This is a genomic window from Kitasatospora sp. NPDC001225, from assembly GCF_053597855.1.
The window spans coordinates 1-22071 of the sequence record NZ_JBSFJC010000086.1 but is presented as its reverse complement, the minus strand read 5'-3'; the positions used below and the strand labels follow the sequence as shown (position 1 = coordinate 22071).

At 73.6% G+C, this 22071-nt stretch carries 21 protein-coding genes and 1 pseudogene; 15 read left to right on the top strand and 7 right to left on the bottom strand.

What is annotated here, in order from left to right; genetic code table 11:
* Positions 1-3 precede the first annotated feature (3 nt).
* Genes ACWDCZ_RS26165 through pqqE form a run of 5 tightly spaced genes read left to right on the top strand, consistent with a single transcriptional unit; the run spans position 4 to position 2994 of the window.
* Positions 4-165 carry a hypothetical protein gene (locus tag ACWDCZ_RS26165; RefSeq protein WP_449817112.1) on the top strand — a complete coding sequence of 54 codons (162 nt, stop codon included), beginning with the start codon at positions 4-6 and terminating at the stop codon, positions 163-165.
* Between the two features lie 57 nt (positions 166-222).
* Positions 223-1035, top strand: a complete 813-nt coding sequence (gene pqqB, locus ACWDCZ_RS26160; protein WP_117486598.1) for a pyrroloquinoline quinone biosynthesis protein PqqB — start codon at positions 223-225, stop codon at positions 1033-1035.
* Positions 1029-1703, top strand: coding sequence for a pyrroloquinoline-quinone synthase PqqC (gene pqqC / locus ACWDCZ_RS26155; protein WP_049654684.1), 675 nt, complete (start codon positions 1029-1031; stop codon positions 1701-1703). Before pqqB ends, pqqC begins: the two co-directional genes overlap by 7 nt.
* The gene (gene pqqD, locus ACWDCZ_RS26150) at positions 1700-1939 is read left to right on the top strand and encodes a pyrroloquinoline quinone biosynthesis peptide chaperone PqqD (protein ID WP_074003662.1); all 240 of its coding nucleotides are present in this window, start codon (positions 1700-1702) and stop codon (positions 1937-1939) included. Before pqqC ends, pqqD begins: the two co-directional genes overlap by 4 nt.
* Positions 1927-2994 carry a pyrroloquinoline quinone biosynthesis protein PqqE gene (gene pqqE / locus ACWDCZ_RS26145; protein ID WP_449817111.1) on the top strand — a complete coding sequence of 356 codons (1068 nt, stop codon included), beginning with the start codon at positions 1927-1929 and terminating at the stop codon, positions 2992-2994. The genes pqqD and pqqE overlap by 13 nt, the downstream gene beginning before the upstream one ends.
* Before the next feature lie 68 nt (positions 2995-3062).
* On the opposite strand, the gene ACWDCZ_RS26140 is transcribed toward pqqE, so the two are convergent.
* The 3 genes from ACWDCZ_RS26140 to ACWDCZ_RS26130 all read right to left on the bottom strand — a co-directional run bounded on the left by ACWDCZ_RS26140 (position 3063) and on the right by ACWDCZ_RS26130 (position 5406).
* Positions 3063-3659: a TetR/AcrR family transcriptional regulator gene (locus tag ACWDCZ_RS26140; RefSeq protein ID WP_449817110.1), complete on the bottom strand. Its 597-nt coding sequence runs from the start codon at positions 3657-3659 to the stop codon at positions 3063-3065.
* 76 nt (positions 3660-3735) lie between these two features.
* Positions 3736-4365 carry a histidine phosphatase family protein gene (locus ACWDCZ_RS26135; protein WP_449817109.1) on the bottom strand — a complete coding sequence of 210 codons (630 nt, stop codon included), beginning with the start codon at positions 4363-4365 and terminating at the stop codon, positions 3736-3738.
* Between the two features lie 75 nt (positions 4366-4440).
* Positions 4441-5406 carry an oxidoreductase gene (locus ACWDCZ_RS26130; protein ID WP_449817108.1) on the bottom strand — a complete coding sequence of 322 codons (966 nt, stop codon included), beginning with the start codon at positions 5404-5406 and terminating at the stop codon, positions 4441-4443.
* A 181-nt stretch (positions 5407-5587) separates the two neighbouring features.
* On the opposite strand from ACWDCZ_RS26130, the gene ACWDCZ_RS26125 reads away from it, so the two are divergent.
* Genes ACWDCZ_RS26125 through ACWDCZ_RS26115 form a run of 3 tightly spaced genes read left to right on the top strand, consistent with a single transcriptional unit; the run spans position 5588 to position 7931 of the window.
* On the top strand, positions 5588-6487 hold the full coding sequence (locus tag ACWDCZ_RS26125) for a glycerophosphodiester phosphodiesterase (protein ID WP_449817107.1): 900 nt from the start codon (positions 5588-5590) through the stop codon (positions 6485-6487).
* A 10-nt stretch (positions 6488-6497) separates the two neighbouring features.
* The gene (locus ACWDCZ_RS26120) at positions 6498-6893 is read left to right on the top strand and encodes a hypothetical protein (RefSeq protein ID WP_449817106.1); all 396 of its coding nucleotides are present in this window, start codon (positions 6498-6500) and stop codon (positions 6891-6893) included.
* A gap of 15 nt (positions 6894-6908) precedes the next feature.
* Entirely contained in the window at positions 6909-7931 is a 1023-nt protein-coding gene (locus ACWDCZ_RS26115) for a hypothetical protein (RefSeq protein WP_449817105.1), read from the top strand.
* 10 nt (positions 7932-7941) lie between these two features.
* Here ACWDCZ_RS26115 and ACWDCZ_RS26110 read toward each other — a convergent pair whose 3' ends face one another.
* Positions 7942-9534: a M4 family metallopeptidase gene (locus ACWDCZ_RS26110; protein WP_053112463.1), complete on the bottom strand. Its 1593-nt coding sequence runs from the start codon at positions 9532-9534 to the stop codon at positions 7942-7944.
* A gap of 159 nt (positions 9535-9693) precedes the next feature.
* Here ACWDCZ_RS26110 and ACWDCZ_RS26105 point away from each other — a divergent pair, with 159 nt between their 5' ends.
* Positions 9694-10095, top strand: a complete 402-nt coding sequence (locus ACWDCZ_RS26105; RefSeq protein WP_449817104.1) for a GNAT family N-acetyltransferase — start codon at positions 9694-9696, stop codon at positions 10093-10095.
* An 87-nt stretch (positions 10096-10182) separates the two neighbouring features.
* Complete coding sequence (locus ACWDCZ_RS26100; RefSeq protein ID WP_449817103.1) at positions 10183-11511, top strand: hypothetical protein; 1329 nt, start codon at positions 10183-10185, stop codon at positions 11509-11511.
* A gap of 43 nt (positions 11512-11554) precedes the next feature.
* Here ACWDCZ_RS26100 and ACWDCZ_RS26095 read toward each other — a convergent pair whose 3' ends face one another.
* Positions 11555-13654, bottom strand: a complete 2100-nt coding sequence (locus ACWDCZ_RS26095; protein WP_449817102.1) for an AMP-binding protein — start codon at positions 13652-13654, stop codon at positions 11555-11557.
* 202 nt (positions 13655-13856) lie between these two features.
* Here ACWDCZ_RS26095 and ACWDCZ_RS26090 point away from each other — a divergent pair, with 202 nt between their 5' ends.
* From ACWDCZ_RS26090 to ACWDCZ_RS26070, 5 genes are all read left to right on the top strand, one after another.
* A complete protein-coding gene (locus ACWDCZ_RS26090; protein ID WP_387824201.1) occupies positions 13857-14681 on the top strand; it encodes an ABC transporter ATP-binding protein in 825 nt (274 codons plus the stop codon).
* Between the two features lie 194 nt (positions 14682-14875).
* Complete coding sequence (gene efeO, locus ACWDCZ_RS26085; protein ID WP_117486588.1) at positions 14876-16024, top strand: iron uptake system protein EfeO; 1149 nt, start codon at positions 14876-14878, stop codon at positions 16022-16024.
* A gap of 114 nt (positions 16025-16138) precedes the next feature.
* A complete protein-coding gene (gene efeB / locus ACWDCZ_RS26080; protein ID WP_049655800.1) occupies positions 16139-17440 on the top strand; it encodes an iron uptake transporter deferrochelatase/peroxidase subunit in 1302 nt (433 codons plus the stop codon).
* Positions 17441-17488: 48 nt separating this feature from the next.
* On the top strand, positions 17489-18337 hold the full coding sequence (efeU, locus tag ACWDCZ_RS26075) for an iron uptake transporter permease EfeU (RefSeq protein ID WP_117486587.1): 849 nt from the start codon (positions 17489-17491) through the stop codon (positions 18335-18337).
* Between the two features lie 262 nt (positions 18338-18599).
* Complete coding sequence (locus ACWDCZ_RS26070; protein ID WP_158077734.1) at positions 18600-19211, top strand: DUF4232 domain-containing protein; 612 nt, start codon at positions 18600-18602, stop codon at positions 19209-19211.
* Positions 19212-19350: 139 nt separating this feature from the next.
* Here ACWDCZ_RS26070 and ACWDCZ_RS26065 read toward each other — a convergent pair whose 3' ends face one another.
* Positions 19351-21912, bottom strand: coding sequence for an ABC transporter permease (locus ACWDCZ_RS26065; RefSeq protein ID WP_449817101.1), 2562 nt, complete (start codon positions 21910-21912; stop codon positions 19351-19353).
* A 62-nt stretch (positions 21913-21974) separates the two neighbouring features.
* Positions 21975-22071, bottom strand: a pseudogene (locus tag ACWDCZ_RS26060) (ABC transporter ATP-binding protein); the annotation flags it as partial.

Sequence of the window (22071 nt, the reverse complement as noted above, 5' to 3'; positions counted from 1 at the left end):
GTCATGACCCGTCACGAGGAACAGCCCAGGCGTGCCCGGCAGCCCCGGGAGCGCACCACCGAACGGCCGAACACCCCGACGGAAGGCGCCCGTTGGCGCAAGCCCGGCTACCAGGTGGTGGAGGCGTCACTGGAGGTCTCGGCGTACTACCTCGCCAAGCGGTAGCGGCCCCCGGACCGCACCGCACCGGTAGGACCACCACTCGAAGAGGGAGGAAGCGCTGTGCGACTGCACGTACTCGGTACGGCAGCCGGCGGCGGTGTCCCGCAGTGGAACTGTGCGTGCCCCGGCTGTGCCGGGGCACGCGCGGTTCCGTCGCGCCGACGGCTGCACGCGTCCGTCGCCGTGGAGACCGAGCCCGGCCGGGTGTACCTCGTGAACGCCACACCGGACATCGCCGAACAGATCGAGCGCTGCCCCTGGCTGCACCCCGAGGGCCGGCGCACCCGGCTGTCGGGCGTGATCCTCACGGACGCCGAACTCGACCACACGCTCGGCCTGGCGCGGCTGCGCGAGGCCGACGAACTGGAGGTCATGGCGACCGACGCGGTCCGGGACGCCGTGCACAAGGGGCTCGGCCTCGGCGAGGTCCTCGCGCCCTACACCCGCCTGCGCTGGCGGGACTTCGACGGCGTCGCGCTCGAACCGCTCTCCGGCAAGCGCCCCCGCTACGCCCGGGACGCCTGCGACGGGGACTGGGTGAGCGCCCTGCGGGTGGGCGGACTGCTCTACGCGCCGTCGACCGGCGTCTGGACCGACGGGTTCGGCGAGGACGCCGACCTGGTCCTGGTCGACGGCACCTTCTGGGACGACGAGGAGCCGCGCACCGCCGGGTTCTCCACGAAGTCCGCCACCGGGATGGGCCACCTGCCCGTGCTCGCCACCCGCGACCGGCTCGCCGCCCTGTCCGCCCGGTGCCTCTACACCCATCTGAACAACACCAACCCGCTCGTCGACCCGGACTCCCCCCTCCACGAGGAACTGGCGGACCGGGGCCTCGGGGTGGCCGCGGAAGGAGCGGTCCTCACATGGTGACGACCTTCGAGAGCGAGCTCAGGGCCGTGCCCGAGCGCCGCTACCACCACCGGCACCCCTTCAACCTGAGGATGCACCAGGGGCTCCTGCTGCCGGAGGAGCTGCGTACCTGGATCCTCAACCGGTTCCACTACCAGCGGCACATCCCGGTCAAGGACGCGCTGATCCTCGCCAAGCTGGAGGACCCCGCCCTGCGCCGGCTCTGGATCCGCCGGATCACCGACCACGACGGCGGCGACGGCGACGAAGGCGGCATCGAGCGCTGGCTGCGGCTCGGCGAGGCGGCCGGGCTCGACCGCGCCGACCTGCTCTCGGGCCGCGGGGTGCTGCCCGGAGTGCGGCTCGCCGTCGACGGCTACGTCAACCTCTGCCGCCACGGAACGCCCCTGGAGGCCGTGGCCGCCTCGTTGACCGAACTGTTCGCGCCGGACCTGATGGCCACCCGGATCGCCGCCTTCGAGCGCCACTACACCTGGATCGAGCCCGTGGGCCTCGCCTACTTCAGGACCCGCGTCGGCCAGGGCCGCCGGGACAGCGACGAGGCGCTGTCCCTGGTGCTGTCCTGGGCCCGCACCCGGGCCGAGCAGGAGGCCGCCATCGCGGCGCTCTCCTACAAGTGCGAGCTGCTGTGGACCCTCCTCGACGCCGTCGAACGGGCCCCGGCGTGACCTGGCGACCGGCCCTGAGCGGCTACGCGCGGCTGCGCCACTGCCCGGTGCGGAACAGCACGCTGCTGGTCGTCCCGGAGCGCATCGTCGTCCTCAGTGCCGAGGCGGCCGCGATCGTCGGACTGTGCGACGGCACCCGGACCGTACCGGAGATCACCACCGAGTTCCCGGTCGAGGGGGCCGACGACGTCGTGGTCTTCCTCGACGACCTGAAGGAGCGGGGATGGCTGCGGTGAACCCGCCCTGGGCCATGCTGGCCGAACTCACCCACGGCTGCCCCCTGCGCTGCCCCTACTGCTCCAACCCGATCGAACTCACCGCCCTCAGATCAGAACTGACGACAAGTCAATGGCTGGACGTGCTGACGCAGGCCGGTGAACTCGGGGTCGCGCACGTCCACCTGTCGGGCGGCGAACCGCTGTTGCGGCGCGACCTGACCGAGATCGTCGCGGGGGCCGACCGCGCCGGGATCTACGCCCAGCTCGTCACCAGCGGACTCGGCCTGACCCGGGAGCGGCTGGCCGCGCTGACCGCGGCCGGGCTGCCCAGCGTCCAGCTCTCCGTCCAGGGCGCCGACGCCGCCTCCTCCGAGCTGATCGCCGGACGCCGGTCGTTCGCGGCGAAGGAGCGGGCCGCCGCGCTGGTCCGCGAGGCCGGACTGCCGCTGGGCCTCAACGTCGTCCTGCACCGCCTGAACCTCGACGACATCGACGCGATCGTGGACCTCGGCATCGCCTGGGGCGCGGTGCGCATCGAACTCGCCAACACGCAGTTCTACGGCTGGGGACTGGCCAACCGGGCCGCCCTCATGCCCACCCGGGACCAGCTGGACCGCGCCCGGGAGGCGGTCGAGCGCCGACGGCGGCGGACCGGCGTCGAACTCGTCTGGGTCGTCCCCGACTACTTCGACGGCGTCGCCAAGCCCTGCATGGGCGGCTGGGGCGCGGTCTCCCTGACCGTCGCCCCCGACGGCCGGGTCCTGCCCTGCCCCGCCGCCTACGACCTCCCACTGGACCTGCCGAACGTCCGCGACCACGCCCTCGCCTGGATCTGGTCCGAGTCGTCGGCCTTCCGGGCCTACCGCGGCACCGACTGGCTGCCCGAGCCCTGCGCCTCCTGCGCCCTCCGGGAGGTCGACTTCGGCGGCTGCCGCTGCCAGGCCTTCGCCCTCACCGGCGACCCGGGGCGGACCGATCCCGCGTGCGCGCTGTCGCCCGACCACGGCCTGATCACGGAGCTCGCCGCCCGGCAGGACGGGGAGCTCGTCTACCGGGATCCGGCCGGCCGCTGAGGCTCCGCTCCGCAGGCCGTCGTCCCGGGGCGGACCCGGCCGGCCCGTCGCCCGTCCGGTGTTCGGGTTCAGGTGGCGCTTGCGTGGTCCTGCGTGGCGCCGAGCAGCCGCCGGACGGCCTGCCGGGCGTGGTCCAGCGGTTCGGGGTCGCGCCGGACGGAGGCGAGCAGGACGGCGCCCTCCACCAGGGCGAGGGTCTGCCCGGCGGCGACCCGGGCCTCCGCCGGGCCGAAACCCTCGCCCTCCAGCCGGTCGGCCAGGATCCGCTGCCAGCCCGCGTACAGCTCGGCGCAGAGCGCCTGCAGCGCCTCGTTGGTGCCGGCCACCTCCAGGGCGACGGTGGCGATCGGGCAGCCGCTGGTGTACCGGGAGCGCTCCAGCCGTTCGGCGAAGGCGTCGATCAGCCGCCCGGCGAGGGTGACGGTGCCGGCGCCCTCGCCGGCCAGGGAGGCGAGCAGTGCCTCGACCTCCTGGCCGGCCTGGGTGAGCGCGGCGGCCACCAACTGGTCCTTGCCGCCGGGGAAGTGGAAGTAGAGCGAGCCGCGCGGGGCGCCGGTGGCGGCGACGATCCGGTTGAGTCCCGTCCCGAAGTAGCCCTGCGCCTCGATCAGTTCCCTGGTGCCGGCGATCAGCCGGGCCCGGGTCTCCTCACCCTTGACTCCCATGCGGCGATAGTAGACCGGTCTGCATATTCCTGTCGACGGGCCTTCGAGCCTCCCTTGAGCGATGGTTGACTGATCGTCAGAAACGGTACTGGGGCGGGTAGCCGGTCCAGTGCAGCTCCTCCGGCAGGTGGCCCTGGTCGTTCAGCAGCAGGACGGCGGGCGGCCGTCCGGGCGTGTAGCGCAGGACGGTCAGCGCCGCGTTGGCAGCGTTGACGCCGAGCCACCGCCAGGCCGGGGCGTCCAGGGCATGCCGGACCAGCCAGCCGACCAGGAAGGCGTGGGTGACGACCAGCTCGTGCCGCTCCTCGCGGCCCGGCACCGGCCCGGTGAACCGTTCGACGGCCCGCCACGCCAGCGCCGCGCCCTCCTCCCGCTCCGCCGCCGTGGTGCCCCCGAGGAAGTCCAGCAGGAACCGCGCGCCGTCGGCGGGCAGTTCGTCCCGCGCGGGCACGTACGGAACGAAGTCCCCGGCCTCCTCGCACGGTTCCGGCCGCACGCCGGTCAGCTGCTCCGCGACCAGCCGCGCGGTCTCGGCCGCCCGGGGCAGCGGGCCGTGGTGCAGCACCGAGACCGGGCGGCCGGCCAGCCGCCGGCCCAGCAGCACGGCCTGCCGGCGCCCGGCGGCGGTGAGTCCGCTGTCGTCGCCGTGGGACTCGGCCTCGCCGTGGCGGGCCAGGTAGAGGTAGCGGGTGGCGGTGTCGGTCATGCCGTGGGACTCCTCGGGAGGGACGAAGATCATGTCGTCCCGAGTGACACACCGGGGGCCGCGCCCGGTTCCGGCTCAGCCCGTGGGGGCCGCGTCCGCGTGGGCCCGGCCCGCGTGGGCCTCGTCCAGCAGCGCCAGCTCCTCCGCCGACAGCCGCAGCGCCCCGGCGGCGATGTTCTCCTCCAGGTGCGCCACGTCGCCGGTGCCCGGGATGGCCAGCACGTGCGGGCCGCGGTGCAGCGTCCAGGCCAGCCGGACCTGGGCGGTGCTCGCCCCGCGTGCCTCGGCCACCACCCGGACCTGGGCGGGCTCGGCCTCCCCGGCGCCGTCCTGCCGCCCGGCCCCGGCGATCGCGTAGAAGGGGACGAAGGCGATGCCCTGCTCCCCGCAGATCCGCAGCAGCTCGTCCTGCTCCGGCGTGGCGCCGATGCCGTACGGGTTCTGCACGCAGACCACCGGCGCGATGGCCTGAGCCTCGGCGAGCTGGTGCGGGTGGACGTTGGACAGGCCCAGCTGCCGGATCAGCCCGGCCTCGCGCAACTCGGCCAGCGCGCCGAAGCGTTCGGCGACCGAGTCGGTGCCGAGGATGCGCAGGTTCACCAGGTCGAGGTGGTCGCGGCCGAGCTGGCGCAGGTTCTGCTCGACCTGGGCGCGCAGGCGCGCGGGAGTGCGGGCGTGCTCGACCCACTCGCCGTCGATGCCACGGCCGGGGCCGACCTTGGTGGCGATCACCAGGTCGTCGGCGTACGGCGCGAGCGCCCGGTTGATCAGCTCGTTGGCGGAGCGCAGCGGGGAGAAGTAGAAGGCCGCCGTGTCGATGTGGTTGACGCCCAGCTCGACCGCGCGGCGCAGCACCCGCAGCGCCTGTTCACGGTCGCGCGGGACGGCGTGCGGGACGAGTGCCGGGCCGGTCTGCGGCAGGCGCATCGTGCCGAAGCCGATCCGGTGGACGGTGCGGTCGCCGAGCTTCCAGGTGCCGGCGGCGGCTGCGGTGGTGGCGGGGGTGGTGGCTGCGGTGGTGGCGGTGCTGTCGGAAGTCATGCCGGTCATGATCGCTACTGAACCGGCCTGACCGCCAGTGATTCGAACATGTCCATGAGGATGGGGGCGGGGGCCGCGTTGGGGGAGGGATGGCCGGGCGTTCCGCCGTCCGTCGTCATGTCGGCCGGGCACACCGGTGTCGGCGGCGAGGGCGCGTCCCGCCGACCGTAGCGTGCGGGACATGACACCCCAACGGCACCCCCGGCACCGCCGGCACCCCTACACCCGACGGGCCGTCCTCGTCGCCGCGCTGCTCGGGGCCGCCCTCGGCGCCGTCGCGCTCACCGGGACACCGGCACGACCGTCCGCCGCCCGGCTGCGCCCGGCCGGTGCGCCGCCGACCGTGTACGCGCACCGCGGCGCCTCCTCCGCCGCGCCCGAGAACACCCTGGTCTCCGACGAGGTGGCCCGCCGGGCCGGCGCCGAGTGGATCGAGGACGACGTCCAGCCCAGCAGGGACGGCGTCCCGTACGTGCTGCACGACGACACGGTGGACCGCACCACCGACGGCACCGGCCGGATCCGCGAGCTGACCGCCGCCCAGATCGACGCGCTGGACGCTGGCTCCTGGTTCGCCCCCGCGTACGCGGGCACCCGGCTGCCGACCCTGGCCGCCCAGCTGGAGGACCTGCGCACCCGCGGCGGCAGGCTGCTGCTGGAGATCAAGGGCCAGCACAGCCGCGACGAGGTCGCCCGGATCGTCCAGGAGGTGCGCGACCACGGCATGGCCGACCGGGTCCTCGTCCAGAGCTTCGAGGTGGACGCCCTGCGGTACACCCGCGAGCTGGCCCCCGAGCTGCCGCTCGGCCTGCTCCGCTCCACCCTGGACGCCGACCCGGTGGCGGTCGCCCGCGACCTCGGCCTGGCCGCCTACAACCTCGCGGACGACGCGCTGTCCGCCCGCCCCGGCGTGGTCGGGGAGCTGCACGCCGCCGGGGTGGCGGTGAACGTCTGGACGGTCGACCGGCCCGCCCGCTGGCAGGTGCTCGCGGCGGCGGGAGTGGACGGGATCATCACCAACCGCTCGGCAGAGCTGGCCGGTTGGAGCGCGGCCTGGTCGGCGCGGGGCGCCGCCGGTTAGGCTGCCGGGCGTGGAGCAGGAGAACGCGGCGGGCGCCCGGCCGGTGGACGAACAGGCCGGGGCGGACTGGATCCGCCGGCATCTCGGCGTGGTCCTGGAGCCGCAGGGCTCGCTGACCGCCTTCGACGGGCGCCTCGTCATCGACCTGGACACCCAGGTCGTCACCGTGGACGGCCGTGAGGTCCGGCTCCGCCGCTCGGACGTCAAGCTGCTGCGCGGCCTGATCGAGCTGGGCGAGGGCGTGCACGCGCCGGACACGATCCTGTGGAAGGTCTACGAGGCGACGCTCCACCCCCACGAGCTGAGGTACCCGATGGCGCTGCTGCGGGCGAAGCTCGGCGAGCCCGAATGGATCGTGCGGACCGAGGAGGGCCGCTACGGCCTGCGGCCCCCGGAGCTGCCGTAGCCGCATACTGACGGCATGACGGGTGGAGACGGCGGCCGGGGTCCGGACCGGCGCGGGGTGCTGCGGGCGGGCGCGGCGGCGGCGCTGGCGCTGGGTGCGGCGGGGTGTACGGGCGGGAGCACGTCACGGGCGGCCGGGCCGAGTCCGAGCGCGACGACGCCCGCGACACCGGCCGGAACGCTGACCGAGACACCCACGCCCACCCCGCTGCCCCGCCCGCCCCTCTGGCAGCCCGGCCCCGGCGAGATCCAGCCCGACGTCAAGCGCCGCGCCGTCGAGCTGGTCGCCGCGCTCGGCGCCTGGCCGCCCGGCGGGCAGGGAGTGGAGGCGGCCCGGGCCCGGGTGGCGGCGCTCGGCCTGCCGCCCGCGCTGGCCGACGCCGCCGGTCCGTTGGCCCCGGCGGCGTCGGAGGCGAGCCTGGAGGTGGTGGTCGCCCAGTACGGCGGCATCCTCGACGACTCGGCGAGCGTGCTGGTGGTGTGCCGCCAGTGGACCCGCGGCCCGGACGGCTCGGTGGCCGAGGGCGGCACCACGGTGGACGTCCGGCTGGGCCGGGCCGAGCCGCGCTGGACCGTCACCGACCTGCGTCCGGGTGTCGCGGGCCCGGCCGCCGCCGCGCCGTCGCCCGCGGTGGCCCGGGTGCTGGCCGAGCCCCGGATCGAGCTGCCGCCGGAGGCCGCCGCCGACCTGCGCGGCGGCACGGTCCACGACAGCGTGCTGGAGGCGATGCTGCGGCTGGCCGGCCCGTACACGCTCTCGGTGAGCGTGGTGCGGACCGGCCACCCGCTGGACGTCTTCGGGACGACCCGGCCCAGCGACCATCCGCTGGGCCGGGCCTTCGACGTCTGGCGGATCGACGGCCTGGCGGTGGTGGACCCGGGTACGTCCCGGCAGCTGGTCGAGTCCTTCATGCGGGACGCGGCCGCCGCCGGTTCGTACAACGTGGGTGGTCCGGTGGCGGTCCCGGGCGGCGTCGGCAACCAGTTCTTCACCGACGACACCCACCACGACCACTGCCACGTGGGCTTCAACCACTAACAGAAGTACGTCAGTTGACGTTGACGCCGCTCCAGGCCGCCGCGACCGCGTTGTACTCGGCGCTGCCGGCGCCGTACAGGTCGCGGGCCGCGTTCAGGGAGGCGGAGCGGGCGCCCTTGTAGGTGGTGGTGGAGGTCATGTAGACGGTCAGCGCGCGGTACCAGATCTTGGCGACCTTGGCGTTGCCGATGCCGGCCAGCGTGGAGTTGTTGCAGGTCGGGCTGGTGTAGGTGACGCCGTTGACGGTCTTGGTGCCGCTGCCCTCGCTGGCCAGGTAGAACCAGTGGTTGCCGACGCCCGAGGAGTAGTGGACGTCGAGCTTGCCGACGCCGCTGCTCCAGCAGTCGGCCGAACGGCCGTCCAGCGAGGGCTTGTCGAAGCGGCGCAGCCACGGCGGGGTGGACTGGTCGCTGAACAGGTAGTCGCCCTTGTCGACGCTGTTGTTGGCGTACCACTCGACCATGGTGCCGAAGATGTCGCTGGTGGACTCGTTGAGGCCGCCGGACTCGCCGCTGTAGCGCAGGTTGGCGGTGGCGCTGGTGACGCCGTGGGTCATCTCGTGGCCCATGGTGTCGAGGTCCACCTGCTCCGGGTCGGTGGTGCCGTCGCCGTCGCCGGTCATCATGCAGAAGCAGGTGTCGGACCACTGGGCGTTGTCCCAGTTGGTGCCGACGTGGACGAAGACGGTGGCGCCCTTGCCGTCGTTCTTGATGCCGCTGCGGCCGTGGACGTTCTTGTAGTAGTCGTACGTCCAGGCGGTGTTGGCGTGGGCGTCGACGGCGGCGGTGGTGCGGTCGGAGGAGAACTTCTTTCCGTCGCCCCAGACGTTGGTGGTGCTGGTGATCGCGGTGCCGGAGGAGGCCTTGAGCGAGCTCGCGGCGACGTTGTTGGCGTCCTTGGTGACGTGGCCGCGGACCGGGTCGGTCAGGGTGTAGCCGCCGTTCGCGGCGGTGGTGTCGATGGTGACCGTGCCGGTGTACTCGGAGTTCCCGGTGCCGGCCGCCTGGTGCTCGGCGTCGTAGGACTCGATCTGCTCGCCCGTGGTGGCGTCGGTGACGACCACCTTGCCCGCCGGCTGGCCGTGCTCGCCGGTGCCCTCGACGGTGGTGCGCCAGGCCAGCCGGGGGGTGCCGTCGGCGGCCCAGACGACCAGCTCGGGGCTGCTGACGGCGTCCTTGACGCCCGGGGCGGCGGCCAGCGCGCCGGCCGCGCCGGACTGCGCGGTCACCTTGGGGACGGTCGACTTCACGGCGGCGTCGTGGGCGGCCGCGCGGGAGGAGTCCTTGAGCCGGCCCTTGGCGTCCTGGTGGACGACCAGGTCGCCGCCGACCACCGGCAGGCCCTGGAAGGTCCGGTCGAAGCGGACGTGGGTGGCACCGTCGGCGTCGACCACGACGTCCTTGAGCACGAGGTCCTGGCCGGCGCCGAAGCCGAACACCCCCGCGTTGTGGGCGACGTTGGCGCGGGCCTGGGATATCGCGGCCTCGCGCATGCCGGGGGCGGCGGAGGCGGTGGCGGCCGGGACGGTGGCGCCGGCGAGGGCGGCGACGACCACGAAGGCCGCGGCCACGCGGGCACGGCGGGAGGAGGACGTGGGGATCACTCGGACTCCAGTGGGGGTAGCTGTGCAGGGAAAGGAGCTGCGACCGAGATTGACGGGGGTCAGTCAGATCGAGCTAGAGGAAAGGTCATAACTTTGCCAAGTCGTGTCCTTGGTCGATAAAAAATGATCGGAAGTTAACAAGGGCTCTACAGTGCCGTCGTGACGATCGACTACCTGTGGCGCGGCCCGCTCACCGATCCCGAACTCGACGCCCTGCACGCCGAGGCCTTCGGCCACCCCGTGGAACCCGGCGGCCGGCTCGCCCGGCTGGAACGGCACAGCCTCGGCTGGGTCACCGCCCGCCGCACCGCCGACGGCGCCCTGCTCGGCTTCGTCAACCTCGCCTGGGACGGCGGCGCCCACGCCTTCCTGCTCGACACCGCGGTCTCCCCGGACACCCGGCGGCAGGGCGTCGCCACCCGGCTGGTCACGGAGGCCGCCGACGGCGCCCGCGCGGCCGGCTGCGCCTGGCTGCACGTCGACTTCGAGCCGCACCTGCGCCCCTTCTACCTCGATGCCTGCGGCCTGCGCCCCACCGACGCCGGGCTGTTGGCGCTCTGACACCTTGCCGGGGGGCCGCCGGCCAGCCGGACCTCCGTTGCTCCGACACTGGGCGGCCGGCCCGCCGAGGCCCTACGCTTCCGCCCCATGGACGGATGGGTGGGGGCCTGGACCGGCGGCCGGGCGGCGGTCCACGTGGGCGACGTCGCGGACTTCAACGCGCAGTTCTTCGCCCCCGGCATGGATCCTGCACAGCGCCTGCGACGGCTGCGGCACGCCCACCACTACGCCTGCCTGGCCGCCTGCTACAGCCCCGAGCCGGCACTGCTGGTGCTGCCTGCCGAGGTCGCCCCGGAGTGGACCGACTGGCTGGCCCGGGAGTTGGCCTGGGGCCCGGTCGAGGTGCACAGCGGCGTGGCACCGGACCGCACGGTGGCCGAGGCCCTCGCCGACCGTCCCGCCCTGGCGGCCCGGATCGCCGACTCCGGCCGTCCGGTGGTGGGGTGGGGCCGGACGGCCGCGCAGGGCGAGGGGCCCGAGCTGGCCGCCGTCCGCCGCTACGAGTCCAAGGCCGCCGCGCACGACCTGTTCACCGCCCTCGCCCCCGGGCACCCCGGCATCCGGGTGCCGCACCAGGAGCGCCCGGGCGGTCGGCGCCGGGCGGCCCGCCGGCTGACCGCCCGCGCCGTCCGGGGCCTGACCACGGTGCTGAAGAGCCCGTACGGCGTCGGCGGCTACGGCACCGTCGTGGTGGAGCCCGCCGAACTGTTCGCCGCGGGCGGCGGCGGGGCTCTGCTGCGGCGCCTGGTCCGCACCGAACTCCTGCCCGCCGACGGTGAGTTGCTGCTGGAGGAGTACGTCGACGCCGGCCCGTCCGCCCGGCTTCGCGACCTCACCCAGGACGCCCTGGTCGGCCCGGACGGTGCCGTCCACCCGGTCGGCGCGGGCGCCATGGAGGTGGCCGGCACCCGCTACCAGGGCGTCACCGTCGGCCCCGGCGCGGTGCCGAGGGACGCCGCCGACACCGCCCGCCGGTTCGCCGTGGCGGTGGGGGAGCAGCTGGCCGCCGAGGGCTACCGGGGCTGGTACGACGTCGACTTCGTCACCGACCGGGAGCGCCGGCTCGCCCCCACCGAGATCAACCTGCGGCTCACCGGGCCGGCCGTCGCCCTCGTGCTGCGCGCCCGCCTCGACGCGGTGCGCGGCCCCGGCCACCTGGTCCGCACCCTGGACGCGATGCCGCTCGGCGCCCGGCTCGACCAGGCCGCGCTGCACGACCACCTGGAACGGCTGCGGCCGCGCTGCGCCCGGCTCGGCGTCACCCTGCTGCCGCTGATCCCGACCGCCTCTCGCGAGCCGGAGCCCTTCGTCGGCCTCGCCCTGGCCGGGCCGGACACCGAGTCGCTGGACGCGGCCGAGGCGCTGGTCGCCGCCGCGAACCACGGGCTGGCCCGGATGTTCGAGGCGCTGCGCTGAGCCGCCGGCGAGGTGCGCCTGAGCAGCCGCCGCCGGGGTCCCGTCACTCCTTCCCGGCCGGCGGCCGCCAGAGCACGAAGCGCACCAGCACCAGCGCCGCGAGCATCAGCGGGACGTTGAACGCGAACACCATCGCCGTCTCGCGCGGCCAGTCGGTGGCCCTGGTGAGCCGGTAGAGGTTGTCCTGCGGCCACCAGTTGACCAGCAGCCAGGCGATCGCCAGATGGGTCAGCACCGACAGCCCGAACGGCCTGCCCAGCCGCAGGACGGCCTCGAAACCGATGGTGAGGTAGACGATCCCGGCGCCGAAGGCCAGGTTCTCGCAGAGGTACAGCAGCTGGAAGAAGCCGCGGTACGGGGAGGGGACTCCCGTGAGGTCGGTCGAGCCGGGGAAGAGCGCGAAGGTCATCGCCCAGGCCGCGAAGGCGAACACCAGGACGCAGACCACCGCCGCGCAGCCGCCGGTGAAGCCCGCGTCCCCGGAACGCCGGCCCCCGGCCTTGCCGCCGCCCTTGCCGCCGCTCCGCCCGCCCGCCTTGGCGGAGCGCGGGGCGGCGTGCTCCGGCGGGGCCGGCAGCGGCAGTGCCGCGCGGTCCAGCTTGCCCGCCCGGGTGCGCGGCAGCTCGCGCAGCGTGACGACGGCGGCGGGCACCGGGCGGCCCCTGAGCTTCCTCTCCAGGTACTGGGAGAGCGACCAGCCGTCCGCCCCGTACACGGCCGGATCGGTCACCGCGTAGCCGACCAGCCGCCGCCGTCCCGGTACCGGCTCCACGTAGACGACGGCCGCCTCCCGCACCGCCGGGTGCCCGCGCAGCGCGCCCTCCGCGTGGACCGCCGCCCGCACCCGCGCCAGCACGCCGGTCGGCCGCTCCGCGCCGAGCGGGCCGACCACGGTCGCGGCCCGGGCGGTGAACTCCAGCACGCCGTCCGCCCGCAGCACCCCGAGGTCGCCGGTCAGCAGCACCCGGCCGTCCGGGTCGAAGTCCGCCCGGACGAAGCGGCGGGCGGTGTCCGCCGGCCGGTTCAGGTAGCCGCGGGCCAGGCCGGCGCCGGCGATCGCGACCTCCCCCGTCATGCCCTGCTTGGCGGGGGTGCCGTTCGGGCCCAGCACGTACACCCGGGTGCCGGGGAAGGGCCGGCCGACCAGCGAGACCCGTTCGGCGCCCTCGGCGGCCGCGGTGCCCCTGGCGTCGAACCAGGTGCTGTCCACGGTGGCCTCGGCCAGCCCGTAGACGTTCAGCACCCTCGCCTCCCCGCCGAGCAGCCGCTGCAGGCCCAGCTGCTCGTCCAGGTACCACTTCTCGGCGCCCACGGTGAGCAGCCGCACCCCGGGCAGCCGGCCGCCGGTCCGCGCCAGCAGGGCGGTCAGCCGGCGCGCGGTGCGGACGTTCAGCTCCAGGACGGTGATCCGCTCGGCGGCGACCAGGGCGGGCAGCGCGCCGAGGTCGGCGGCGCGGTCCAGGGTGAGGTTGAACGGGGTGACGACCAGGGTCGCGCCGGTGCCGAGGGCCCGGACCCAGTCGGCGGTGAAGACGTCGAACTCCAGGCTCGCGGTCTGCAGGATCCGGTCCTCGGCGGTGAGCCCGTACACCTCGCGCCAGCCCTCGTACGCGGCCAGCAGGTTGCGGTGCTCGATCAGCGCGCCGAGGGGCAGGCCGGTGGAGCCGGAGGTGTAGAAGACGCAGGCGAGGTCGGCGGCGGTGACCTCGGGCGGCTCGAACGGGGCCCGCGCGGGGGCGGCCGTGTCGACGCAGACCAGCGGCGCCCCGCCAGCGTCCGCCAGCCGGACCCGGTGGCGCTCCTCGGTGACCACCACGTCCGGTGCGGTGTCCGCCAGCACGTGCCGCAGCAGCGCGTCCGGCGCGGCGGGCTCCAGCGGCACGAACGCCGCGCCCGCCGTCAGCACGGCCAGCAGCGCCACGTACACCTCGGTGCCCCGGCCCAGCGCGACCGCCGCCCGGCCGCCCGGGGCCAGGCCCCGCTCCGCCAGCACGGCGGCCAGCCGCCCGGCCCGCTCCACCAGCTCCCCGTACGTGAGCTCCTGCCCGCCGCAGCGCACGGCCACCGCGGCCGGCGCCCGGCGGGCCTGTTCCTCGACCAGCCCGTGCAGCGTGCCGGCGGCCCGTTCCCCGTCCGCGGTCATCGAGTCCCCCCTCGTCCCCCCTCGGAAAGGGCACCATCCTCCTCCCAACTCCCGCCGGGCGACAGGGTTCTGGCGCGTCCACCCCTCGGACGCCCCGACCTCCCGCGACTCGACGGTTGTACTCTGCACGCGGACGGACGGCGCCGGACCGTCCCGTGCGGCGCCCCGCCCGCACCCTGCCCGGCACCGTGATCGGAGTCCCATGAACTCATCCGCCCCCGACGTCGCCGGGCCGGTGCTGCGCACCCGCGACGTGGACGTCGTGCGCGACGGCCGCCACCTGCTGCGCGGGATCACCCTGGAGATCCGGCCCGGCGAGCACTGGGCGCTGCTCGGCCCCAACGGCGCCGGCAAGTCCACCCTGCTCGCGCTGCTCGGCGCCGTCTCCCACCCCACCCGCGGCGAGGTGGACGTGCTCGGCCGCCGGCTCGGCCGGGTGGACGTCCGCGAGCTGCGCGCCCACCTCGGGCACGTCAACCCGCGCCACCCGCTGCGCTCGCCGCTGAGCGTGCGCGAGGTGGTGCTCACCGGCTACACCAACACGATCGAGCCGGAGTTCCACCGCAAGCCGGCCCCGGAGGCGCTGGAGCGGGCCGAGCAGCTGATCGACACGCTCGGCATGCGCGCGATGGCCGAGGCCGCGTGGACGACGCTGTCCCAGGGCGAGCGCGGCCGGGCCCTGATCGCCCGCGCGCTGATGCCCAGCCCCCGGCTGCTGCTGCTCGACGAGCCGGCCACCGGGCTCGACCTGACCGCCCGGGAGCTGCTGCTGGACAGCCTGGACCTGCTGCGCCACCAGCACCCGGAGCTGGCCAGCGTGCTGGTCACCCACCACCTGGAGGAGCTGCCGGAGAGCACCACCCACGCCCTGCTGCTGCGCGGCGGCGAGTGCGTGGCGGCCGGGCCGGTGGACGAGGTGATGACCACGGAGCTGATCAGCGAGACCTTCGGCCACCCGATCCGGATCAGCCGGCACGAGGGCCGCTGGACGGCCCGGGCCGCGGCTCGCCGGACGCCGGGACGGTAGTCGCCCGCCGGGACGGTGGCGGCCTGCCGGGCAGGACGGCCGCCCGCCGGACACCGGGACGGTAACGGTTCAGGGGGTGGGTGTAGACGGAAAATCGTCTTTACGTAAGGTATGCCTTAGCTAATGATGGTCTGCTGGTCCCCGGCCGGCCGCACTGCCTTGGCACACCCATGCCCTTTCCCGTTGGAGCCCGCATGTCCGCCCGTCGCCGTTCCACCGCAGCCGCGCTGCTCACCCTCGCCGTGGCGACCGCAGCCCTGGCCGGCTGCGCGTCCAAGAAGGACGACAAGGCCGGCGGCTCCGACGCGGTCAAGGTGAACGCGACCGACACCGCCTGCGAGGTCTCCAAGACCACCTTCCCGGCCGGCCACGTCGTCCTGGACATCAGCAACAAGGGCTCCAAGACCACCGAGGTCTACGTCTACGGCGACGGCGACAAGATCGTCACCGAGCGCGAGAACATCGGCCCCGGCACCAAGGCGAGCATCAACGCCGAGATCAAGGCCGGCTCGTACGAGATCGCCTGCAAGCCCGGCATGGTCGGCAACGGCATCCGCCAGAAGATCACCGTCACCGGTGAGGGCGGCAGCGCCGCGCCGGCCGACCCGCGCCTGGCCGCCGCCGTCGACGCCTACCGGAAGTACGCCCAGGAGCAGGCCGACGCCACCATCCCGGCCGTCGAGGCCTTCGCCGCCGCGATCAAGGCGGACGACCTGGAGAAGGCCAAGTCGCTGTACGCGCCCTCGCGCACCGGCTGGGAGCGCACCGAGCCGGTCGCCGAGAGCTTCGGCGACGTCGACCCGAAGACCGACACCCGCGAGGACAAGCTGGAGCCGGGCCAGGCCTGGACCGGCTGGCACAAGCTGGAGAAGTCGCTCTGGGCCGACGCGAAGATCGGCGACGACGAGAAGAAGCTCGCCGACCAGCTGGTCGCCGACCTCAAGGACTGGCAGAAGAAGATCCCCGAGGCGGAGATCACCGCGACCAGCATGGCCAACGGCGCCAAGGAACTGCTGGACGAGGTCGCCACCAACAAGATCACCGGTGAGGAGGACCGCTACAGCCACACCGACCTGGCCGACTTCCACGCCAACGTCGAGGGCGCGCAGAAGGCCTACGAGCTGCTGAAGCCGGTCGCCTCCGAGAAGGACGCGGAGCTGGCGAAGACGCTGGACTCCGAGTTCGCCGCCATCAACACCCTGCTGGCCAAGTACAAGCAGGCCGACGGCACCTTCACCTCCTACGACAAGGTCACCGAGGCCGAGCGCAAGGCCTTCTCCGACGCGGTCAACTCGCTGGGCGAGCCGCTGTCGAAGCTGGCCGCCGCCGTGGTCGTCAAGTAACCGGCCACCCCACCCCGAAGTACCCCGCCGACGCCGTGGCGGCCCGCGATCCGGGCCCCACGGCCTCCGCGGGTCAGCGCAGAAGTCCAGCACAGTAGAAGGGCCCGCCCGCCGATGGACGCGGAGAACGAGCAGCAGAACGGGACGCCGGCCGCCGCCGACGCCACCGGGACCAGGGGCGCGGTCAGCCGACGCGCCGTCATCGGCTGGGCCGGCGCGGGCGTCGCGCTCGGCGCCGCCGCCGTCGGCTCGGTCGCCGCGGCCACCCGGCAGGACGACGCCGTCCCGGTCGCCGCCCCCGTCGGCGCCGAGGTGCCGTTCTACGGCGAGCACCAGGCGGGCATCTCCACCCCGGTCCAGGACCGGCTGCACTTCGCCGCCTTCGACGTCTCCGAGAAGGCCACCCGGGAGTCCCTGGTCAAGCTGCTCAAGGAGTGGACCAAGGCGGCCGCCGCGATGACCGGCGGCCGCGAGGTCGGCACCGGCGCGGTGCCCGGCTCGCCGGAGGCGCCGCCGGACGACACCGGCGAGGCCCTCGGCCTGCCCGCCTCCCGGCTCACCCTGACCATCGGCTTCGGGCCGAGCCTGTTCGAGAAGGACGGCGTCGACCGCTTCGGCCTCCAGGCCAAGCGCCCCGAGGGCCTGATCGACCTGCCGAACTTCAAGGGCGACAAGCTCGACCCGACCCGCAGCGGCGGCGACCTCTGCGTCCAGGCCTGTGCCGACGACCCGCAGGTCGCCGTGCACGCGATCCGCAACCTGGCCCGGATCGGCATGGGCACCGTCAACATCCGCTGGTCGCAGCTCGGCTTCGGCAAGACCTCCTCGACGACCCCGGACGAGCAGACCCCGCGCAACCTGATGGGGTTCAAGGACGGCACCCACAACATCGCGGGCACCGACGGCGCGAAGCTGGCCGACCACGTCTGGGCCGCCCCCGGCGACGGCCCGGAGTGGATGACCGGCGGCTCCTACCTGGTCGCCCGGCGGATCCGGATGCACATCGAGACCTGGGACCGCGCCTCGCTGAAGGACCAGGAGGACACCTTCGGCCGCACCAAGGGCGAGGGCGCCCCGTACGGCAAGGGCAAGGAGCACGACGCGCCGGACCTCGCGGCGATGCCCGCGACCTCGCACGTCGCCCTCGCCCACCCGGACGCCAACAGCGGCCTGATGATCCTGCGCCGCGGCTTCTCCTTCACCGACGGCACCGACGGCCTCGGCCGCCTGGACGCCGGGCTGTTCTTCCTCGCCTACCAGCGCGACACCCGCAAGGCCTTCGTCCCGCTCCAGCAGAAGCTCGCGGCGAGCGACAAGCTCAACGAGTACATCCAGCACGTCGGCTCCGCCCACTTCGCCTGCCCGGCGGGCGTGCGCAAGCCGGGGGAGTGGTGGGGCCAGGCCCTCTTCGGCTGACACCCCTCCTGTTCTCCCGTACCATCTCGACACCCCCCAGGAGCCCGCGTGTTCGGCAACTACCTGATCGGCCTGCGCGAAGGCCTCGAAGCCAGCCTGGTCGTCTGCATCCTGATCGCCTACCTGGTCAAGACCGGCCGCAAGGACCGGCTGCCGCCGGTGTGGATCGGCGTCGGCTCGGCCGTGGCGCTCTCCATGGCCTTCGGCGCGGTGCTCCAGTTCGGCTCCTCGCAGCTCACCTTCGAGGCCCAGGAGGCGCTCGGCGGCTCGCTGTCGATCATCTCGGTCGGCCTGGTGACCTGGATGGTCTTCTGGATGCGGCGCACCGCCCGGCACCTGAAGACCGAGCTGCACGGCAAGCTGGACGCGGCGATCGCGATGGGCACCACCGCCCTGGTGGTCACCGCCTTCCTGGCCGTCGGCCGCGAGGGCCTTGAGACGTCCCTGTTCATCTGGACCGCCGTCCAGGCCACCGGCGACGGCTGGAACCCGCTGATCGGTGCCGCGCTCGGCCTGCTCACCTCGGTGGTGCTCGGCTGGCTGTTCTACCGGGGCGCGCTGAAGATCAACCTGGCCAAGTTCTTCACCTGGACCGGCGCGATGCTGGTCGTGGTCGCGGCCGGCGTCCTCGCCTACGGTGTGCACGACCTCCAGGAGGCCGGCTGGCTGCCCGGCCTGCACAGCACGGCCTTCGACATCTCCAGCACCATCCCCAAGGACAGCTGGTACGGCACCCTGCTGAAGGGCGTGTTCAACTTCCAGCCGGACCCGACGGTGCTGCAGCTGGTGGTCTGGCTGCTCTACCTGGTCCCGACCCTGGCGGTGTTCTTCAACCTCCTCGGCGGCGGCAGGAGCAAGAAGCCCGCCCAGCCGGTGGCCGCCAAGCCGGCCGCCTGATCCGGCCGTTCGACCTGTTCCACCCGTAGCACCCGCTCCACCCCGCTCCACCCCGCTCCACCCGTACCGCCCTGTCCGGCACCCGCCGGTCGGGGCGGTTTCGTACGAGCGGAGCCAGTTCTCGCCAGGAGCGGTCGGAACCAGTCAGGAAGACGACGAAAACGGTCAGCTCTGACAAACTGCAGTCCCAGTGGAACCGTTGCGCCAGCACCTTCGTACTTAGGGTGACAGCACCATGCCATTACCCACACATGGGGGGAACATGACCGTTCGCAGGCCTGCCAGGTTAGTCGCCGCCGGTGTCGCCGCCCTCGCGGCGACCGTGTTGCTGACCGCGTGCGACGACGTGAAGTACACCGACGACAAGCCGGGCGACCCGAAGGCGAGCGCCGCCGGGGCCACCGTCCCGGGGGACCCGATGGCCGGCCAGGCGGCCGGTTCGCGCTGCAAGAGCGACGACATCACCGCCACCGTGCAGCTCAAGGGCGCGGGCTCGGCGATGCTGACGATCAAGAACAAGAGCAGCCACAACTGCACCCTGTACGGCTACCCGGGCTTCGGCGGCCTGAAGGCCGACAACAGCGCGGACGCGCTGGCGGCCAACCGCGAGTCGCACCCCGGGCCCGCGGTGCTGGTCACCCTGAAGCCCAACAAGTCCGGCTACGCGGGCCTCAAGTGGAGCGCCTGCGACAAGTCGGACGCGACCTGCCACGTGCTCACCGGCCTCCAGGTCACCGCGCCGGACGAGACCACGGCGGTCAACGCCGAGGTGCTGGGCACCGACGGCAAGCCGGCCGGCCAGCTGCTGGTCTCGGCCGCCGGGCTGACCACCGGCACCCTGCAGCCGAACAACGAGAAGGTGCTGTTCAACTGATCCGCTTCACCCGATCCGGTTCACCTGATGCTGTCCGGTTGACGATGTCCACCTGATGATGCTCGCCTGATGACACGACGGAGCCCCCGGGCCGGTTCTTCCGAACCGCCCCGGGGGCTCCGTCCGTTCCGGGCCCGGACTACTGGCTCTTGATCGAGTCCAGGATGTCCAGCTTCGCCGCCCGGTGGGCCGGCCAGAGCGCGGCCAGCAGGCCGATCACGGCGGCCGCGAGCAGGAAGCCGACGGTCTGCACCGGCGGCACCACGGTGGTGATGCCCTTGAGGCTGTCCGCCAGCGTGCGCACACCCGCCCAGGCGACCAGGATGCCGAGTCCGACACCCACCAGCCCGCCGAACAGCGCGATCAGCAGCGACTCCAGCCGGACCATCCGGCGGATGCCGAGCCGGTCCAGGCCGATCGCCCGCAGCATGCCGATCTCCCGGCGGCGCTCGAACACCGACATCGCCATGGTGTTGACCACGCCGAGCACCGCGATGACCACGGACATGCCGAGCAGCCCGTACATCATGTTCAGGATGCCGGTGATCATCTGGCGGTTCTCCGCCTTGATCTCCTTCGCGCCCTTGACCGCGATCAGCGGGTTGCCGCCGGTCGCGTCGCGCAGCGCCTGCTTCAGCTCCTCGGTCGCGCCGTTGGTGCCCTTGACCAGGACCTTCTCCAGGCCGGTGGCGGGCGCCAGGTGCGGGGCGACCACGGCCTCCGGGACGATGACCGAGGCCAGCGCGGTGTTGGCCTCCAGGATGCCGCCGACGGTCAGCGAGCCCTTGGCGCCGTCCGGGTAGGTGACGGCGAGGGTGTCGCCGACCTTGTAGCCGGCGCGCTCGGCGCGGCCCGAACTGACCAGCAGCCTGCCCTGCTTGAGGGCGTCCGGGGAGCCCTCCTTGACCTTGACGGTGGCCACCTGGTCGATGGTCGCGGCGTCCACCGCGGTCATCCACTCGCTGTCCTCGCCGTTCTGCCCCGTCTTGACGGTGACGCTGCGCTCGGCGCTGATCACGCTGACGCCGGGCGCCTTGGCGATCTGGGCGGCGACCTCGGGGGAGAGCTTCGAGAAGTTCTGCATGGCGACCGTGTAGTCGGCCTTGAGGTCGGTCTCGGCGGCCTTGTCCACGGCCTGGTTCACCGAGGCGCCGATCACCGTCAGCGAGGTGATCAGGGTGACGCCGATGGTCAGCGCCGAGGCGGTCGCGGCGGTGCGGCGCGGGTTGCGGACCGCGTTCTCCTGGGCCAGCTTGCCCGGGGCGCCGTACACGGCGCGCAGCAGCGGGGCGAACAGCGCGATCAGCGGCCGGGACAGCAGCGGGGTCAGCACGAACACGCCGATCAGCAGTGTGCCGGCGCCGAGGCCGACCAGCTTGACCTCCTTGCCGGCCACACCGCCGGCCAGCGCGGCGAGGCCGGCCAGGGAGAACAGCAGGCCGATGGTGTTGCGGATCCGCAGGCCCTTCTGGGTCGCGGGCTGCTCGGCCGAGCTCATCGCCGCCACCGGGGCGATCCGGGAGGCCCGGCGGGCGGGCAGCCAGGCGGCCAGCACCGTCACCAGCACGCCGACCGCGAGCGCGGCGACCACCGTGGTCGGGGCGATGATCAGCGGGCCGTCCGGCAGGTTGGCGTCCATCGGGCCGTTGAGCAGCGACTTGAGTCCGGCGGCGATGCCGATGCCCGCCAGCAGACCGGTCACCGCGGCGGTCAGGCCGACCAGCACGGCCTCGATCAGCACCGAGCGGGTGATCTGGCGGCGGGTGGCGCCGACGGCGCGCAGCAGCGCCAGCTCCTTGGTGCGCTGGGCGACCAGCATGGTGAAGGTGTTGGCGATGATGAAGATGCCGACGAACAGCGCGATGCCCGCGAAGCCCATCAGGACGGTGGTCAGGACGGTGGTGCCCTTCCGGATCATCTCGTCCTGCTCGGCGGCGAGTTCGCGGCCGGTCTTCGCCTCGATGGAGTCGCCCTGCGGGACGGCCTGCTTGACGGCGGTGAGCAGCGCGGCGTCGTCGGTGCCCGGCTTGGACCTGACGTCCAGCTCGGCGTAGCGGCCCGGGGCCAGGTAGAGCTGCTGGGCGGTGGCGGTGTCGAAGGCGGCGAGCGAGCCGCCGGCCACCACGCGCGGGTCGTTGGTGGTCAGGGTGCCGGTGAGCTTGAGCTTCATCACCGGGCCGTTGACGGCGACCCGGACGGTGTCGCCGACCTTGTAGCCGCCCTTGTCGGCGGTCTTGCGGTCCAGCGCGATCTCGGTGGCGTCCTTCGGGCCGCGGCCCTCGACCAGCGGGTAGCGCGGGTCGGTGCCGTCGGCGCCCGGCACGTAGTTGGTGCCGGTGGTGGAGAAGCCGTTGCCGATCAGCGCGCCCTTGGTGTCGGCGATGCCGGCGAAGCCGCTGACCACGCCGCGGACCTCGGCGACGCCGGGCACCGCGGCGACCTTGGCACGGGTCTCCTCGGTGAGGGTCGGGCCGGCGATCCGGCCGCCGTCGTCGTCGCTGAGGTTGCGGGCCTCGCGGTCGGCGACCGTGACGGCGACGTCGGTGTAGCTCTTGGAGTTCTGGGTCCTCAGCGCGTTGCCGAAGGTGTCGGAGAAGACCAGCGTGCCGGACACGAAGGCGGTGCCGAGCATGACGGCCAGTACCGTCATCAGCAGTCGGCCCTTGTGGGCGAGCACATTGCGCAGTGCGGTGCGGAACATGAGGGAGTGTCAGTCCTGGGGGTACTCGGGGGACGGGTGGCTTCGGGCCCTGGTGGGCCGGATCAGCTGGTGCGGCCCTTGGCGTCGAAGCGGCGCATGCGGTCCAGGACGGTGTCGGCGGTGGGCTGGTGGAGTTCGTCGACGATGCGGCCGTCGGCG

Excerpts from the sequence above, each read along its gene's own strand:
- ACWDCZ_RS26165 (WP_449817112.1), top strand. The coding sequence starts at position 4 with ATGACCCGTCACGAGGAACAGCCCAGGCGTGCCCGGCAGCCCCGGGAG.
- pqqC (WP_049654684.1), top strand. The coding sequence starts at position 1,029 with ATGGTGACGACCTTCGAGAGCGAGCTCAGGGCCGTGCCCGAGCGCCGC.
- pqqE (WP_449817111.1), top strand. The coding sequence starts at position 1,927 with ATGGCTGCGGTGAACCCGCCCTGGGCCATGCTGGCCGAACTCACCCAC.
- ACWDCZ_RS26140 (WP_449817110.1), bottom strand. The coding sequence starts at position 3,659 with ATGGGAGTCAAGGGTGAGGAGACCCGGGCCCGGCTGATCGCCGGCACC.
- ACWDCZ_RS26135 (WP_449817109.1), bottom strand. The coding sequence starts at position 4,365 with ATGACCGACACCGCCACCCGCTACCTCTACCTGGCCCGCCACGGCGAG.
- ACWDCZ_RS26130 (WP_449817108.1), bottom strand. The coding sequence starts at position 5,406 with ATGACTTCCGACAGCACCGCCACCACCGCAGCCACCACCCCCGCCACC.
- ACWDCZ_RS26125 (WP_449817107.1), top strand. The coding sequence starts at position 5,588 with ATGACACCCCAACGGCACCCCCGGCACCGCCGGCACCCCTACACCCGA.
- ACWDCZ_RS26115 (WP_449817105.1), top strand. The coding sequence starts at position 6,909 with ATGACGGGTGGAGACGGCGGCCGGGGTCCGGACCGGCGCGGGGTGCTG.
- ACWDCZ_RS26100 (WP_449817103.1), top strand. The coding sequence starts at position 10,183 with ATGGACGGATGGGTGGGGGCCTGGACCGGCGGCCGGGCGGCGGTCCAC.
- ACWDCZ_RS26095 (WP_449817102.1), bottom strand. The coding sequence starts at position 13,654 with ATGACCGCGGACGGGGAACGGGCCGCCGGCACGCTGCACGGGCTGGTC.
- ACWDCZ_RS26090 (WP_387824201.1), top strand. The coding sequence starts at position 13,857 with ATGAACTCATCCGCCCCCGACGTCGCCGGGCCGGTGCTGCGCACCCGC.
- efeO (WP_117486588.1), top strand. The coding sequence starts at position 14,876 with ATGTCCGCCCGTCGCCGTTCCACCGCAGCCGCGCTGCTCACCCTCGCC.
- efeB (WP_049655800.1), top strand. The coding sequence starts at position 16,139 with ATGGACGCGGAGAACGAGCAGCAGAACGGGACGCCGGCCGCCGCCGAC.
- ACWDCZ_RS26070 (WP_158077734.1), top strand. The coding sequence starts at position 18,600 with ATGACCGTTCGCAGGCCTGCCAGGTTAGTCGCCGCCGGTGTCGCCGCC.
- ACWDCZ_RS26065 (WP_449817101.1), bottom strand. The coding sequence starts at position 21,912 with ATGTTCCGCACCGCACTGCGCAATGTGCTCGCCCACAAGGGCCGACTG.